This is a genomic window from Flavobacterium sp., assembly GCF_024305175.1.
Classification (GTDB): Bacteria; Bacteroidota; Bacteroidia; order Flavobacteriales; family Flavobacteriaceae; genus Flavobacterium.
The window spans coordinates 1-18,223 of record NZ_JAMWYY010000032.1 but is presented as its reverse complement, the minus strand read 5'-3'; the positions used below and the strand labels follow the sequence as shown (position 1 = coordinate 18,223).

At 42.0% G+C, this 18,223-nt stretch carries 9 protein-coding genes; 5 read left to right on the top strand and 4 right to left on the bottom strand.

Translation table 11 applies throughout. The features are described from left to right. Positions 1-21: 21 nt before the first annotated feature. The 5 genes from Q0K96_RS09255 (at position 22) to pbpC (ending at position 11,709) form a co-directional block, all read left to right on the top strand. Positions 22-1,410 (top strand): T9SS type A sorting domain-containing protein, encoded by a 1,389-nt coding sequence (locus Q0K96_RS09255; protein WP_297333715.1) that lies wholly within the window; start codon positions 22-24, stop codon positions 1,408-1,410. Positions 1,411-1,443: 33 nt separating this feature from the next. Beyond that, positions 1,444-1,881 (top strand): nucleoside deaminase, encoded by a 438-nt coding sequence (locus Q0K96_RS09250; protein ID WP_297333714.1) that lies wholly within the window; start codon positions 1,444-1,446, stop codon positions 1,879-1,881. A 121-nt stretch (positions 1,882-2,002) separates the two neighbouring features. Beyond that, positions 2,003-7,507: an MG2 domain-containing protein gene (locus tag Q0K96_RS09245; protein WP_297333713.1), complete on the top strand. Its 5,505-nt coding sequence runs from the start codon at positions 2,003-2,005 to the stop codon at positions 7,505-7,507. Positions 7,508-7,579: 72 nt separating this feature from the next. Then, positions 7,580-9,328, top strand: coding sequence for a hypothetical protein (locus Q0K96_RS09240; protein WP_297333712.1), 1,749 nt, complete (start codon positions 7,580-7,582; stop codon positions 9,326-9,328). 5 nt (positions 9,329-9,333) lie between these two features. After that, positions 9,334-11,709, top strand: coding sequence for a penicillin-binding protein 1C (pbpC, locus tag Q0K96_RS09235; RefSeq protein WP_297333711.1), 2,376 nt, complete (start codon positions 9,334-9,336; stop codon positions 11,707-11,709). A gap of 2 nt (positions 11,710-11,711) precedes the next feature. Here pbpC and Q0K96_RS09230 read toward each other — a convergent pair whose 3' ends face one another. From Q0K96_RS09230 to Q0K96_RS09215, 4 genes are all read right to left on the bottom strand, one after another. Further along, positions 11,712-12,353 (bottom strand): lipoprotein signal peptidase, encoded by a 642-nt coding sequence (locus Q0K96_RS09230; protein ID WP_297333710.1) that lies wholly within the window; start codon positions 12,351-12,353, stop codon positions 11,712-11,714. Positions 12,354-12,499: 146 nt separating this feature from the next. Then, a complete protein-coding gene (locus Q0K96_RS09225; protein WP_159799263.1) occupies positions 12,500-12,880 on the bottom strand; it encodes a TraR/DksA C4-type zinc finger protein in 381 nt (126 codons plus the stop codon). A 6-nt stretch (positions 12,881-12,886) separates the two neighbouring features. Beyond that, positions 12,887-16,600: an isoleucine--tRNA ligase gene (gene ileS / locus Q0K96_RS09220; RefSeq protein WP_297333709.1), complete on the bottom strand. Its 3,714-nt coding sequence runs from the start codon at positions 16,598-16,600 to the stop codon at positions 12,887-12,889. A gap of 124 nt (positions 16,601-16,724) precedes the next feature. Next, positions 16,725-18,223 (bottom strand): DUF4041 domain-containing protein (locus tag Q0K96_RS09215; protein ID WP_297333708.1); only part of this gene is annotated, 1,499 nt, incomplete at its 5' end.

Sequence of the window (18,223 nt, the reverse complement as noted above, 5' to 3'; positions counted from 1 at the left end):
TATTTTTGAAGAAAAATTACTATGAAAAAATTATTTACTTTTTTGGTGTCGGTTATTGCGGTAACCGCTTTTGCACAGGCAGGCAGTTGGGACGAAACTTTTAATGTGGGTACAGGTGCCGATGTGGATGTCTATTCCATTCAGCAGTTATCAGACGGAAAAATACTGATAGCAGGACAGTTTACCGAGTATAACGGGCAACCAGCCGAAAGGATTGCCAAACTGAATGAAGATGGCAGTCTTGATACCTCATGGGTTTCGGAATATGATGGCCCGGGCGTAGCCCAGGTTATGGAAGAGCCGGACGGCAAGTTGCTGTTAGGCGAGCTTTTTGGCGGACTTAAAAGGTTGAATGCCGATGGCACTTTAGATGCAGGCTTTAGTGCGCCTTATAACTTCGGATATGATGTCAGCTTTATTGCAAAGCAGGGCGATAAGTACATAATTTCGGGCGTGTTTAATATTTATGCAGGCGATGGCTTTTACCGAAATATTATGAGGCTTAATTATGATGGCAGCATAGATACTACTTTTCCTCCGGTACAGCTTTATGGTGATTATGCAAGGGCTTATGTGCTTGAGGATAACCGCATTTTTGTTGTTGGAAAAATAGAGTATCATAATGATACGCCAGTAGGCAATGTATTTATTTTAGATGAGTATGGCGCATTAGATACTTCTTTTGTCCAGGGAACAGGCTCAGGCAATGGAGGGATTGTAAGGTGTATGGCGGTACAGCCCGATGGAAAATATGTTATAGGTGGTACTTTCTTAATGATAAACGGCGAAGAACAAAACTTACTGGCAAGGCTGAATACCGATGGCAGCCTTGATAACAGCTTTAATCCCCCGGCAGGTGACGGTATCCAGGTAATGAATATGGTAATACAAGCTGACGGTAAAATTATTGCAGGTGGATATTTTCATGATGCCGTAATAGATCTTGATCCTATAGATGATACAGTACCTGTTTATTTCAACAGGTTTAATACTGATGGCAGTATAGATACTACTTTTGATACCGGTAGTAATTTTAGTAATGTTGTGCTTAGTGTAGCCCTGCAGGATGATAACAAAATACTTGCAAGCGGCTGGTTTGAGTCTTTTGATGGCGAAGAGCGTCCACGCGTTGCAAGGCTTAATCCGGGTACTCTTTCAATAAAAGATACCGAAGCCTTTTCTGTGTCACTATATCCTAACCCTGTAACCGATAAACTTACGCTTAGCCTTAATAATCTGAATGCTGATGCAGAAGTTGTAGTTACCGATATAACCGGCAAAACAGTACATACAGCAACTTATAACAGTGCTGTGGGTGCCATAGATATGTCAGGATTGCAAAAGGGGCTTTATATAATAAAAGTAACTGCCGGCCAGCAAAGCTTTACCTCTAAAATTATAAAGCAGTAACGATACTAACGTAAAGTGTGTAGCAGCTAAAGTATGGATGTATTTACCGACGAATATTTTATGAGGAAAGCCCTTCAGGAAGCGCAGGCTGCTTATGATAAGGGCGAAATACCCGTAGGTGCGGTTGTGGCTGTTGACGGCAAAATAATAGCCCGTTCGCATAACCTTACAGAACTGCTTCACGATGTTACCGCCCATGCCGAAATGCAGGCCATAACATCGGCTGCAAATTTTTTAGGAGGTAAATACCTAACAGGCTGTACGCTTTATGTTACGCTTGAGCCCTGCCAGATGTGCGCAGGCGCATTATACTGGAGCCAGGTTTCGCACGTCGTTTTTGGCGCTGCCGATGAGCAGCGTGGCTATCGCGCCATGGGTACAAAGCTGCACCCGAAAACAACGGTAAAAAAAGGTGTGCTTGCTGAAGAATGCGGCAGCCTGGTATTGCAATTTTTCAGGGAGAGGCGATAAGGGCAGTTACTTACTGCCCTTATCCATATTTTAAAAAATAATCCTATATTTATTACAATATTGCTGTGCTTCTTTTAGTTACAGTGGTAAACCATACATTAACCTGTAAACCCATCCTGCCATGAAAAATTTCCGCCTGCTGCTGCTATTTTCGGCAATGCTGCTTGTGCTCTCATGTTCTAAAGATTCCCGTGAAGATTTTGAATCAGATCCTTCCCTTTACAGGGAATACATAACCAGCTATACCTCCGGCGTTATTTCTGCAAAAGCAGATATACAGGTTGGACTTACCTTTATGAATAAGGACTGGGCGGTGAATAAGGAACTCGACAGTGACTATTTCAGCATATCGCCGGCAGTAGATGGTAAGGTGCTGTTGCTGGAAAATAATATGCTTACATTCCGGCCCGATGAGCGGCTGGATGAAAATAAGGAATATCGCATTACACTGCACTTAGGTAAAATTACAGATGTACCGAAAGAGCTGGAGGAGTTCCGCTTTATTGTAAAGACACTCGAGCAGGATTTTATGGTAACCACGCTCGATTTACAGTCGCACTCCCGCGACTGGCAGTACCTCAACGCAATGGTTAAAACCAGCGATTACCTTGACGCACAACTTGCAGGCAAGCTGGTAAGCGCAGAGCAGGACGGCAGGAAGCTGCCCATTCGTTTCGACCAGAAAAAAGGTGAGGCAACACAGTTCTTGTTTGTAATTGACAGTATAGAGCGCAAAGCTGAGGACAGTAAGATACTGATAAGCTGGAACGGCGATGCTATAAATAAAGACAAGGCAGGCAAAGAAGAGTTTGTAATTCCGGGTAAGAATAACTTTAAGGTTATAAGTATAGACCCGGGTACCGATGATAACAAATCATTGCTCATCAATTTTTCTGACCCTGTAAAAAAAGGCCAGAATTTTGATGGCCTTGTAGCGGTTGAAGGTGCAGGCAATATGAAGTTTGCTACCGATGGCAACCTGCTTAAGGTGTTTTTCGACCAGCCGCTTAACGGAAAATTAAAGGTTGAGGTTTTTCAGGGGATAGAAAGTACAGACGGTTATAAAACCAAAGCCACTTATACAGCAGAGGTATCGTTTGAGCAGATGAAGCCGGAGGTACAGTTTTTAAAAAGCGGTACCATACTGCCTGCATCAAGCAACCTGAAGCTCAACTTTAAAGCGGTTAACCTTAGCGCAGTAGATGTTAAAGTGTACCGTATTTATGAAAATAATGTGTTGCAGTTCCTTCAGGATAATGAACTTAATGGTGCTTACAGCCTCCGAAAAGTGGCGCTGCCTGTTGCCAAGAAAAAGATTGTGCTTAACGCCGACAAGATGTTTAACTACAGCCGTTGGAACAATTATGCGCTGGATCTTTCTACCATTATTAAACCCGAGCAGGGCGCTATATACCGTGTAGAGCTTGCCATCCGTAAGTCATATTCGCTCTACCGCTGCGGTGCAGGTACGGTTAATGAAGAAGAAGAGGAGGAAGATGAGTCGCGTGAGGATGCTGAATTTTATGGCGGCTTTGATGATGAATACTATGACTATTATGATTACGACTATAACTGGAGCGAGAGGGAAGACCCTTGTGCAAGGTCATACTACTACAATAAAAAGATTGCCACCAACGTACTGGCAACAGATTTGGGCGTAATAGCCAAAGGCGGCGAGAACAACACCTATTTCTTTTCAGTTAACAGCATTACTACTACAGAGCCTGTAAGCGGCGCTAAAATAGATATCTACAATTTCCAGCAGCAAAAAGTAGCTTCTGCCGAAACAGGGCCTGAAGGCTCGGCAACTATTACGCTTGATAAAAAAGCCTTTTTTGCCATTGTGAAAAAGGGTGAGAATACCACCTATGTAAAAATGGCTGACGGGAACTCGCTCTCGGTAAGTAATTTTGAAGTAGATGGTACCAAACTTCAAAAGGGGCTTAAAGGCTATATATATGGCGAGCGTGGGGTGTGGCGTCCCGGAGATACGTTGTACATAGGTTTTATACTGAATGATAAAGCGGCCAAGCTGCCGCCATCGCACCCTATAAAGCTAAGGCTGAATGACCCTAATGGTAAGCTGGTTTATGAAGCGGTGCAGACCTACAACGAAAAGAACCATTATACGTTTATGGTGCCTACAAGCGCTAATGCGCCAACAGGCAACTGGGAGGCGGTTATGAATGTAGGCGGGGCTAAATTCTACAAAAGCATCAAAATAGAAACCATTAAACCCAACAGGCTTAAAATAAAAAATGGCTTTGATGGCAAAACACTTTCGGCTAATGAGCCAAATACGGCAGGGCTTGATATTACATGGCTGCACGGTGCCGTGGCAAAAGGGCTAAAGGTAGAAATGCAGGCTAAATTCATGAAACAGGAAACAACCTTTAAAGGCTATCCTAATTATGTTTTTGATGATCCGGCACAGGATTTTCGTACACAGGAAGTTAATATATTTTCGGGTAAGGTAGATGATAACGGGCATGCAAACGTAACACTGCAACCCTCATTAGAGAGTGCTGCGCCCGGCAAACTGAAAGCGGCTATTATCACCAAAGCCTATGAAAGAGGGGGCGACTTCAGCACCGATGTAATAACTGCTACTTATTCGCCTTATGAAACGTATGTAGGGATTAAATCGCCGGAGCCAAACAAATATGGAATGCTTGAAACCGGCAAAGACCAGCGTTTTGACATTGTGGCTTTAAGCGAAGGCGGCAAGCCTAAAGCAGGGCGAAAGCTCAATGTGCGCGTGTTTAAAGTAGAATGGCGCTGGTGGTGGGATGCTACACATGATAATATGTCATCTTACAGCCAGGCGCTAAGTAATACGCCTTTCTTAGAGAAGAACGTAACCACCGATAGTAAGGGTAAAGCATCTTTCAATGTAAAAGTTGAAGATGATATGTGGGGGCGCTACCTGGTTTATGTAACCGATGGACAGGGAGGGCACTCGGCAGGTATGACGGTGCTTATCGACTGGCCTTACTGGTACGGGCGCAGCAAAAATTCCGGCGGCGAAGAAGCGGCTATGCTGGTATTTACAACCGATAAAGAAAAATATGCCACAGGCGAAAAAGCGGTAGTGTCTTTTCCTTCCGGCGAGGGTGGGCGTGCGCTCATATCGCTTGAAAATGGCTCTGAAGTGGTGCAGACCTACTGGGTGAATACGCTGAAAGGCGAAACACGGGTAGAAATACCAATAACCGAAAAAATGGCTCCCAATGTTTATATCAACATTACGCTGCTGCAGCCGCACGCCAATACTAAAAACGATTCGCCTATTCGCATGTACGGCATAGTGCCGATTGAGGTGGTGGATAAAAATACCATACTCGAGCCGCAGATAACCATGCCTGAAGTACTGAAACCTGAACAAAAAGTAAAGATAAAAGTAAGTGAAAAAACAGGCAAGGCTATGACCTATACTATTGCGATAGTGGATGACGGCTTGCTCGACCTTACCCGTTTTAAAACGCCCAATGCATGGGATGCCTTTTATGCTAAAGAGGCACTGGGCGTAAAAACCTGGGATGTTTATGATGATGTTATAGGCGCTTACGGTGGTAAGGTAAACCAGGTATTCAGCATAGGTGGTGATGAAGACCTTGGCGGCGGCAAAGCTAAAAAAGCAAACCGTTTTAAGCCTGTTGTAATATACCTGGGGCCATTCTCTTTGGCAAAAGGGCAAAGTAAAACGCATGAGGTTACGCTCCCAAAATATATTGGATCGGTACGCACTATGGTGGTTGCTGCAAATGATGATATGAATGCTTATGGCAAAGCCGAAAAAACGACACCTGTTCGCAGTCCGCTGATGCTATTGGCATCTTTGCCGAGAAAGGTAACCCCGGGTGAAAAGGTAACGCTGCCTGTTACCGTTTTCGCGATGGAGAACAAGATTAAAAATGTCTCATTACAGGTAAAAGCAACCGGGGGGCTTAAAGTTGCTAATGGAACAGCACGAACAGTTGCCTTTACGCGTCCCGACGAGAAAATAGCTTATTTTGATGTTGAGGTAGGCAATACAACGGGAATTGGTAAAGTGACTGTTACGGCCTATTCCGGTAACGAAAAGGCAAGCTATGATGTAGAAATTGATATAACCAACCCTAACCCCATAACACAGAATTTCAAGGAACTGGTTATAGAACAGGGTAAAACAGGTACGCTGAACTGGGATGCCTTTGGCGTGCCGGGCAGCAACAAGGCGGTACTCGAAGTGTCATCTTTCCCGTCTATAGATTTTAACCGCAGGCTGGCTTACCTGATACAGTATCCGCATGGCTGCCTTGAGCAGACAACATCTGGCGCGTTCCCGCAATTGTATCTTAACGATATAGCAGATATTGATAAAGACAGGCAGCAAAAGATACAGCGCAATGTAATTGCGGCCATTAACAAGCTGGCGGGCTACCAGACAGGAAGTGGTGGTTTTGCCTATTGGCCCGGCAACATAAATCCTGATGACTGGGGCAGTACTTACGCCGGGCACTTTTTACTTGAGGCAGAGAAGAAAGGCTATAAACTGCCGCTTAATACCAAAAATGCTTTCCTGTCGTACCAGAAGAAGATGGCAAGGCAATGGCGTTATAACGAAGCTTACCATAACGATTTTCCGCAGGCATACAGGCTTTACACGTTAGCGTTGGCAGGCTCGGCTGATCTCTCTGCCATGAACAGGCTTAGGGAGACGAGAGGGCTTAGTAACGAATCTAAACTGCGCCTGGCTGCTGCCTATGCGCTGGCAGGGCAAAAAAGCGCAGGCCTTGCACTGCTTAACCAAAGCAGTATTGATGCTAACGACAACCGCAGCTACTATTACTACTATGACTCGCCGGAGCGTAACAGGGCTATGACACTTGAAACGCTGATACTGCTGGGGCAGAAGGAAAAGGCTTACCGCGTTGCACTTCAGCTTGCGGGACATCTTTCGTCTGGCGAATGGATGAGCACGCAAACCACAGCGTTCTGCCTGTACTCTATGTCAAAATTCGCGAAGGCAAACGGCCCGCAGGGGTTGGATGTTGCCTATACCGTTAAAGGCAAAACTCAGAGTATCAAAACGGGTAAAACCTTTGCGGAGCGAAATCTGCCTCTATCAGCAAACAATGCAGTTTCCATACGCAATAACAAGCAGGGTACACTTTATGTAAAAGTGGTATATAGCGGCATACTGCCTGTTGGTAAAGAACTGGAAGAGCAGCGTGGGCTTAGCACCATCATAAATTTTAAAGACAGGGCGGGCAATATTATCAACCCATCTCAGTTGGCTCAGGGTACCGAGTTTGTGGCCGAGGTAACCGTGATGAACCAAAAGGGCGAATCGGTAGATAATGTGGCGCTGACACAGATTATACCTTCAGGCTGGGAAATTGTAAATACCCGATTTACCGATTTTGGTGCATTTGCCGATAATAAAGCCGATTACATTGATATTCGTGATGACAGGACTAATTTCTACTTCCCGCTAAAAGCCAATGAGTCCAAAACCTTCAGGATATTACTGAATGCTTCCTATCAGGGAACGTATTACCTGCCGGGTGTGCAGTGTGAAGCCATGTATGATAACAGCTTCCTGTCGCGCACCAAAGGACAGTGGGTTAAAGTAGAGAAATAACCTTTGTTAGGTATGTTATGAATGTTAATTTTATTATAAATTTACACCTTAACAACTAAAATACAAATGATTATGAAATCGTTTTTCACTGTTGCCGCGATATTTTTTTGTATTGCGGCATATTGTCAAGACCCATCAAACTCCACAGGCGATTGGAAACGTATTGCAAAAAAAGATCTTGAAAGTCAAAAAGAAGTTTTTGAAGATAATGAAATTGTTTATGGCGAACTAACGGAAACTCTTAGTACAATTTCGGTTACGAGCGAAAGAGAGTATGACAGTATAGTTAATTTATTAAGATATATTGTACCTCAACTTGATGAGTTATATTCTAAAAGAGAAAAAAGTATAACTTTCTATGAAATAAAAGGTGTTCAATCAGATACTTTGTTAGCATATTTTCCTGAACCTGAATATACGCCATCGGTGAGTGAAAGAGCTGATGAAACAGGCAATGAGGCTACAGAAGCAGAAGATAAAGAAGTTTATATTTTGTTTGGAAACGGAAAAGTTATTCGTCCTTCGAATATAAAGGATGAGGATGCTAAGATGATACTGAATGAATTTTTTTCCGAAAACAGTGAATCTCATCTTGGAGATTTTGAAATACCAGCACATAGACAAAAAATAGCAGTGTACCTTCGAGATACGAAAAAAAGCAGGCTCGTAAATTCAGAAAATAATCAATATACTTCAAATAACATAGAATACCTTTATTTTGAAAATATAAAAATCAGTATACGGGAGGGGGGTATATACGATATTAGGCTCATGATGTCTGATGAAAAAAATATACATAAGTATTATTTCTCAAATCAGGTACCAATATCATTGTTGCGCTATATGAAAGTAGCTTCGCGTAGTTATTTATCAAACACAATAAATAGTTCGAATAATCCTAATGAGGTTACAGATACAAAATATAAAGATTATGGAGTAATATTGTCAGATGTACTTCTTTACTTTAATACAACAGGTAATAATTTTGTACCTGATGATGAAGATTATTGTTTCCCCCCGGTTGCTGATGTAGAGAATAAAAACCCTAATGCGGCTCGTGTCTATAAAATAAAACAGGATACTAATTTGCAAAACATTTTGGAGTTGCGAACCTATACTGACTTTTTAGGACTTTTTGATGATGATTCACCAAATGGACTTGTGCAAATAGAAGGTAGAGCAGATTTTTATATTGCACCCTTTCAGCTAACTCCCGTCTTCCCACTAACGATTTTTAAAAAAGCTATGCCTTATGTAAATTTTGCGCGTATTGATGAAGAACTGCGAGAAGTTCCTTTACAGTCTGTTGATGAGGAATCAGGAATGTTTGCTGTAAGCAGACCTTTGGATTTGATTGAGAGGGCTTATTTAGATATGGGCGTGGTAACCGATATTATTGGGTTTTCAATAACTAAAGAATTTCCCTTTTCGGTAAATACATACATCCCTATACGTTACAAAGTTGCTCAGCTTGGATGGCAGAATGATGAAACTGAAAATTTAGATGCAGGCCAAAATTTTAAAACAATAGGTACAGGTGTTGGGGTTCGCATAGAAGTTAAACGTTTCAATAATTTTGGTTTTACACATTCTGTTGAATGGATTAATTATAACCACATCAATAAGTTTGAAACCTTACAAATGCCTAATAATTTTTGGGTATTCGGTAATGAGTCCGAAATTTTTTATTATCCTAACAAATCAAAAAAACAATCCATATTTTTGAGACTCCGAAGCTACCTTAATAATACTGATGGAGAAGATTCTTTCTTTCAACTTCAGTTTGGATACAGATTTGCAATTGGCTTGAGTAAAAAGTAAATGATTTGAAACTGGGATTTAAGAAGCTGCCACGTATTATAGTTTTATGGATAAAAAGAAATAAAATAAAATCGGGTATCATACTGGCGCTGCTGGTATGGTACTGGTTTTGCCTGCCCCGGCAGCTTTTTGATGCGCCGTATGCCACCGTTATAGAAAGCAGTGAGGGCGACCTGCTTGGCGCACGCATTGCAGATGACGGGCAGTGGCGGTTTCCCGCACAGGACAGTGTGCCTTACAAATTCAGGCAATGTATTGTTTACTTTGAAGATCAGCACTTTTACAGCCATCCGGGTTTTAATCCCGGCTCTATTGTGAATGCGGCAAAGCAAAATTATAAAGCAGGGCGTGTGGTGCGTGGCGGCAGTACACTCACGCAGCAGGTAATACGCCTCTCCCGCAACGGGAAAGAACGCAGCTACTTTGAAAAGCTGACAGAGCTCATCCTTGCAACAAGGCTCGAAATAAGGTATACAAAAGATGAAATACTTGGGTTATATGCTGCTCATGCGCCTTTTGGCGGTAACGTGGTAGGGCTGGAAATGGCTTCGTGGCGCTACTTTGGCGTGCATCCGCACCAGTTATCATGGGCTGAGAGTGCCACACTTGCGGTATTGCCCAATGCCCCTGCATTAATCTATCCCGGGCGCAATCATGATAACCTGCTGGCTAAACGCAACCGCCTGTTAAAAAAGCTTCACGACGAAGATGTTATAGATGCTGTTACCTATGAGCTTGCACTTGAGGAAAGTTTACCCGACAGGCCATTTAACCTTCCTGAAACGGCTCCGCATTTGCTGCAACAGGTGGCTATACGTAATAAGGGCGAAAAAATAAAAACTACGGTAAGCCATACATTACAACAGCGGGTCAACCAGATCGTTTCGCGCTATTATAACGAATACAGGCAGACAGAGGTGCATAACATGGCTGTTCTTGTTGTTGATGTGCAAACGCGCAATATCATAGCTTACGTAGGGAATACTCCAACCGACAGGCAGCACCAGAAGGATGTGGATATTATACCCGCACCACGCAGTACCGGCAGTATCTTAAAACCTTTACTTTATGCGGGTATGCTTGATTCAGGTGAGCTGCTGCCGAATACGCTTATAGCTGATATACCTACGCAAATAGCAGGCTATAGCCCGCAGAATTTTGATTTTACTTATGATGGCGCCGTGCCTGCACAAAGAGCGCTTGCACGCAGCCTTAATGTGCCTGCTGTACTGATGCTGAAAGAGTATGGCATAAGCCGCTTTTACGAACAACTTCAGCAATACAGGCTAAGGGATATTAACAGGCGGGCCGACCATTATGGATTGTCATTAATACTCGGGGGAGCTGAATCTAACCTTTGGGATTTATGCCGTACTTATGCGGGGCTGACTTCTACCCTGACTTATTTTTCTTCTAACGATGCAAAGTACCGCACAGGGGAGTTTGCAGAGCTTAACTGGAACAGCAGTACAAAGCGCACTTTTGGCAAAGAAACGTTTAATAAGCTTGTAATTGGGGCTGGTGCCGTTTGGTTAACCTATAATGCCATGAAAGAAGTTAATCGCCCGGAAGGTGATGAGGCATGGCATTTTTATGATTCCTCTTTAGAGATTGCCTGGAAAACAGGTACCAGCTTTGGCGGTCGCGATGCCTGGGCTATAGGTACAAGTCCACGTTATGTGGTTGGTGTCTGGGTGGGCAATGCTTCGGGCGAGGGGAGGCCCTCGCTAACAGGGGTGGGCAGCGCAGCGCCTGTATTGTTTGATGTTTTTAACCTGTTGCCGCGCCAACGGTGGTTTAAAGCTCCGCTAAACGATCTTGAAGAAGCTGAGGTTTGCAGCCTTAGCGGGCACCTTGCAGGTGAATATTGCACGACTGTAAAGCAGTGGATGCCGCTAAGCGGTAAAAAGACAGAAGCCTGCCCGTACCACAGGTTGGTGCATTTAGATGCCCTGCGCCAGTATCAGGTAAACAGCAGTTGCGAGCCGGTAGAAAATATAATTTCTGAACCGTGGTTTGTGCTTCCCCCGGTTATGGAGTGGTATTATAGAAAACAGCATGTAAACTATATGCCCCTGCCACCTGTGCGCAGCGATTGCGGTTTGGCTGCCGCAAACCGTATGGACTTTATTTATCCGAAAGAAAACGGAAAAATATATCTAACCAAAGATTTTAATGGTAAACTTCAGCCTGTTATTTTTAAGGCTGCCCATGCATCTGGAAAAGAGCAGTTGTTCTGGTACCTTAACGGGCAGTACCTGGGCGCGACTAAAACATTTCATGAAATGCAGGTTACCGCTAAGACAGGAAAGTACTATTTAACCGTTACCGATGAAAGCGGGAATGAAATAAGCAGGCGAATTGAAATTATTGCTAAATAGCCTTATGCGCTGGTAGTGGTGTTTTCCTGAACGGCTGGCTCCGGTTTTGCAAAGGCTCTTTTGTTAAATACAATCAGTATGCCTACGCCTACAGATATGGCAGCATCTGCCACATTAAATATAGCGTTGAAGAAAGAAAACTCCTGTCCGCCCCATATCGGCAGCCATGAAGGCAGGTTGCCCCGCCATAAAGGGAAATAGAACATATCTACCACCTTACCGTGAAAAAGCGTTCCATATGGGTCGTCTGCAAAAAGGGTAGCCAGTTGCCCATTGCTGTGATCGAAAATTACTCCGTAAAAAACAGAATCTATAATGTTGCCAAAAGCTCCTGACAGTATAAGCGCTATAGAAACGATGAGGTAGGGTGAAAGATGTTTCTTTACAGAATCATACAGCCACCATCCTATGGCGCCTACTGCCGCTATCCTGAACAGTGTAAGCGTTAGCTTACCGCCCAGCCATGATGGGATTTTAGCGCCCCATGCCATGCCCTCGTTCTCTATAAAATGAATCCTGAACCAGTCCAGCCCCATAACCCTGATTGATTCATCAAGGACAAAATTGGTTTTGATATATATTTTGGATATCTGGTCTATCAGCAATACAAGAATAACAAGGATGTAGGCTTTCTTTAGCGACATTATAAAAATTTTATCCGCAAAAATAATGGAAATTATTTTTATAAGCCGCGAAATTAAGTATTTACTATTGTAAATAAACTAGTTGTTGCGGTGGGCTGCTTAAGCAACTGAAAAATAAAACCGCCCTTAAAAGGGCGGCTGTGTAATTATCGTTGCATATTTTTAGCCTCGATGCTCATAGTGGCATGGGGCACAAGCTTAAGCCTTTCTTTGCTGATAAGCTTGCCGGTAACCTTGCAGATGCCGTATGTTTTGTTCTCTATACGGATAAGCGCGTTTTTAAGGTCGCGGATAAATTTCTCCTGGCGGATGGCCAACTGCGAGTTAGCCTCTTTACTCATGGTTTCGCTGCCTTCTTCAAAAGCCTTGAACGTTGGCGATGTGTCGTCCGTTCCGTTATTAAGGTCGTTCATATATGCGCTGCGGATAAGTTCCAGGTCAGCTTTGGCTTTCTCTATCTTTTTTGTAATAAGTTCCTTAAACTCTGCAAGGTCAGCATCAGAGTATCTTATTTGCTCATCTACCATATTCCACTATTTTGAAATTAATAATAAGGTTTTTATGTCATCAAATTCTATTTCAGTTCCGTTTTCAATATCATTCTTAAATATCAGCTCTTCCGTAAGCGTTTCCGATTTTATGTAATCTTCATTCGCGGAAACGGCGGCATTAAGTGTTTCGTTTGCCTGCAGGTACACTTTTATCTTATCGGTAACCTCAAAACCTGAGTCTTTCCTTATGTTCTGTATCCTGTTTACAAGCTCGCGGGCTATACCCTCTTTCCTTAATTCATCCGTAATGGTTATATCCAGTGCTACTGTTATACCGTTAGTATTTGCTACCAGCCAGCCTTCTATATCCTGAGACGAAATCTCTACGTCTTCAGATGTTAAGGTAACACTTTTTCCTGATATTTCTACTTCGATACTGCCTGATTTCTCTATGGTTGCAATGTGTTCTTGTGAGAAATTTTGTATTTCTTTGGAAATCAATCCCATATCTTTACCAAAACGCGGGCCAAGTACTTTAAAGTTAGGCTTTATCTGCTTAACCAGTACTCCCGAAGCATCATCCATCAACTCTATTTCCTTTACGTTAACCTCTGCTTTTATAAGCTCTGATACCGCTTCTATTTCCGCCTTCTGTTTAGCGTCAAGTACCGGAATCATTACCTTTTGCAGTGGCTGGCGTACTTTTATCATTTCCTTTTTGCGGAGCGACAGTACCAGTGATGAAATGGTTTGGGCCTTCTCCATCCTGCTTTCTAACGATTTATCAACAAAGTTTTCAGCATATGCAGGAAAATCGGACAAATGTACACTGTCATATCGTTCTGACTGTGAAGCCTGTGTTAAATCTTTATAAAGCCTGTCCATAAAAAACGGTGCTATTGGTGCACTTAGTTTGGCAACATTAAGCAGGCAGGTGTAAAGTGTCTGGTAGGCTGCTATTTTATCCTGTGCATATTCGCCTTTCCAGAAACGCCTCCTGCAAAGCCTTACATACCAGTTGCTCAGGTTTTCCTGCACAAAGTCAGATATGGCGCGGGCAGCCTTTGTAGGCTCATAATCGGTATAGTAGCTGTCAACATTCTTTATAAGCGTGTTTAGCTCGCTAAGTATCCATCGGTCTATCTCCGGCCTTTCAGCAAGCGGTACTTCCGGCTCTGCATAGTTAAAGCTGTCAATATTTGCATATAACGCAAAGAACGAATAGGTATTATATAGCGTGCCGAAGAACTTGCGGCGTACCTCTGCCAAGCCTTCTATGTCAAACTTAAGGTTGTCCCACGGGTTGGCATTGCTTATCATGTACCAGCGTGTGGCGTCGGGGCCATATTCCTTAAGGGTTTCAAAAGGATCTACGGCGTTGCCCAGGCGCTTACTCATTTTGTGCCCGTTCTTGTCGAGCACCAAGCCATTACTCACAACATTTTTGTAGGCAACCTCATCAAACACAAGTGTAGCTATGGCATGCAGCGTGTAGAACCAGCCACGCGTCTGGTCAACACCTTCTGCTATAAAATCGGCGGGGAATGCCTTGTGGTTGTCTATAAGCTCTTTATTTTCGAAAGGGTAGTGCCATTGTGCATACGGCATGGCACCACTGTCAAACCACACATCTATCAGGTCGGCTTCGCGCTTCATCGGTTTTCCCGACGGCGATACCAGCGTGATGCTGTCTACTACGTTTTTATGGAGGTCTATTTTATCATAATTAGCTTCATCCATATTACCCGGCTCAAATCCTTTAAACGGATTTTGCTGCATAACCCCCGCTGAAACCGCCTTTTCTATTTCATTATACAGTTCTTCTGCCGAGCCGATTATCATTTCTTCCGCCTTGTCTTCTGTGCGCCATATTGGTAACGGTATACCCCAGTAGCGTGAACGCGAAAGGTTCCAGTCGTTAGCATTTTTAAGCCAGTTGCCAAAACGCCCTTCACCCGTTGCCTTTGGCTTCCAGTTGATGGTATCATTCAGGTCAGACATACGCTCTTTTACATCGGTCATTTTTATGAACCAGCTATCAAGCGGGTAGTACAGCAAAGGTTCATCCGTACGCCATGAGTGCGGATAGCTGTGTACATATTTTTCTACTTTAAAGGCTTTATTATTCTCTTTAAGGTATATGCTTATCTCTACATCGGCAGATTTATCAGGGGCTGTACCGGCATCATAATATTCGTTTTTAACATATTTGCCTGCCAGCATTAGCGGCTTGCCGTTAGGATTGTCGAGGCTCTCGAGGTGCTGAGTAAACCTACCCTGAAGGTCTACAAGCGGCACAGGGTTGCCATTTGCATCGAGCACGAGCATTGGCGGTACTTCCGGCTTGGCTTCTTTGGCTACCTTGGCATCATCCGCACCAAAAGTAGGGGCGGTGTGCACTATACCGGTACCATCTTCGGTAGTAACAAAGTCACCCGAAATTACCCGGAAAGCGTTTTCAGGGTTTTGGTAAGGCTGTACAAACGGCAATAGCTGTTCATAGCGGATGCCTACCAGGTCTTTTCCTTTGGCTTCGGCAAGTATTTTATATGGGATATTTTTATTAGTATGATTAATTTTTTTCTCAATTAGTAAATCAAGTTCTTTTTCAGAAAGAAAGTTTAATTGGTTATTTAAAACCTCATTTAAATTACCTAACCTTTTGTTTGCGCCAACAATGTTAATAATTAAATCATATTGATCATGGTCTATGTTTTTACCAAGAATTAATTCGACTCTTCTTTTTCTACCTTCATAATTGAGTATATCCTCATTGTCGAAATTACTATTACAATTTTCAGTGTAATAATGATTTATATCATCAGAAGTAATTTTATCTGCAACTTTAAAATATCCTTTTCCAAATTGTTTGTCTACTAAATTTTTAGCCAAAACTACAGTTATAGGCTCAAATGTATACTGATTAAATGTTTTAACCAGTACATAATCGATATTTGGACCAACCGTTAAAGCAGTATTAGAAGGCAAAGTCCAAGGGGTTGTTGTCCATGCCAAAAAGTAAGCCTCCCCCTTCCCCTCCAAAGGATGGGTGAGCGCGAAAGCCTTACTTATGGAGTTTTCCTCTGTTCCCCCTTTGGGGGTTAGGGGGCTCCTAAACTGTGCTACTATGGTAGTATCGGTTACATCGCGGTAAGCGCCCGGTTGGTTTACCTCATGCGACGATAGACCCGTGCCTGCTTTTGGTGAGTACGGCTGTATAGTATAGCCTTTATACAACAATCCTTTGTCATATATCTGCTTCAGTAGCCACCAAACTGACTCCATATATTTTGGCTTATAGGTTACATAGGGGTCGTTCATATCTACCCAGTAACCCATTTTTTCGGTAAGGTCGTTCCACACGTCAGTATAGCGCATAACGGTGCGCTTGCATGCTTCGTTATACTCTTCTACCGATATTTTGGTGCCTATGTCTTCTTTAGTGATGCCAAGCTCTTTTTCGGTGCCCAGTTCAACCGGAAGCCCGTGGGTGTCCCATCCGGCTTTACGCTTTACCTGAAAGCCCTTTTGCGTTTGGTAACGGCAAAAGATATCTTTAATGGCGCGTGCCATAACATGGTGAATGCCCGGCAGTCCGTTAGCGCTTGGCGGGCCTTCAAAAAATACATATTGCGGTTTACCCTCGCGGGTAGTTACACTTTTCTCAAAAACGTGTTCTTTTTTCCAGAATTCAAGCATTTCATTTGCTACATTGGGCAGGTCAAGTCCTTTATATTCAGTAAACTTCTTACTCATTACAGTGTGTTCTAAAAAATCAATTTGCGAAAGTAACGATTTTTTTTATGTAATGGTAGCATTTGCCTTAATTGCAGCAGAATTAAGGATTTGGTAAAATAGTGTAAGTAAGTGGTTATATTAATTATGAAAGATAAGAAGGAAATTTATTATTTATACTAATGCTTTTTAAATCTTCATCTTTGACGTTTTTTATAAGTTGTAATGTTTCGCGATATTCCATTGCTTCAGCATTTAAAGTAAATTCGGCTTCAAAGCCTAATTCTTTAATCTTATCCTCAATTTCTTCTAATGATACTTTAAAAAATTCTCTTCGATGATTAAACATATTTATTCTTTTGTCAGCAAAAGCTTTATGTAGCTCATATTCCAATGTTCTAGCTTCGTCAGAATATATCATGGCGTGTACGTCAAACTGAAAAGGGACTGAGGCATCACCTAATTCTCTTACCCTGTCTTTTGGTTCAAGTCTTCTTGTCATACCAATTTTATATACATCAGTACCAAATGAGCCAATATTAGAGATTATATATACATGACCTCTTTTGGTTTGTTGTGCCATTGAGAGAGCTCTTTCTTTTTTAAGTCTTGCAGCTTCAACTTCAGCTTCTAATTTTGAAATTTGTTCTTGGAGTTTGCTCTTAGTATCCTCATCAGCTATGTCGAATTCTAGTTTAATTTTTTCTAGTGCTTTCTGATAAATAGCTTCTTCTTTTTCTGCTTCTCTTTGAGCTCTTTCAAATTCACGCTTTGCTTTTTCTTCTTCCCTAATCTCCTCCTGCATTGCACGAAGTTCTTCTTTTTCCTGCTGTCTCTTTACATGGTACTCATATTCGAGCCTAAGTTCATTTAATTTGAGATTTAAATAGGTTTTATTAATACTTATGGCGTTTGATTCACCAAGTTTATTAATGGATTCATACGATTTAAATATTCTTTGTTCAATCTGCTTAATATTGTTCCATTTCACTTTAGAAACAAGAGCATCACACTCTCCGTTAAAAGCTCTAAGTACTAACCTAATTAATCTATTTGTTGAGGTTTTTCCTTTACTAACGCTGCCATCGATAGTCCAATTTACGCTACATGTTGCTGCTGTGCCAAGCTTAACCATAGATTTTTGCTCTTCACGAATTTTATTTTGCTCAATCCGATAATCATCAGATTTATCAAAATCATAAACAGGCTCATAAATACCATATTCCATAGTATCTAGAGTATTTTCGTATAAACTTATAGTTTGCTTAAGTTTGTCATATATTTCTCTCGAAGTAGAATACTGAGTTTTTAAATCATCGTAAGTTTTATTTAATTGGGCAAGTTGATTTTCTTTTTCTTTTAAATCTTCTTCAAATTTTTTTTGCTTTGACGAAATCTTCTCTTTTACATCATCATATTCGGATAAATCATTTATACTTTGAAGAAGATTATTTATCTTCGATTGATGTTCGTTAATTACTGACTGTAAAGCAGTCTGTTTCGTGTGAATTTCTTTATTTAAATCTCGTATATCTTTATATTTTTCAAGCTCAAGTTCTAATTCATTGATAGTGTCAAGCTCTTTTCTTTTAAGAAAATCAAAAAATCCCATATTTAAATAGTTGGTTTTAAGTAGTCTAATAT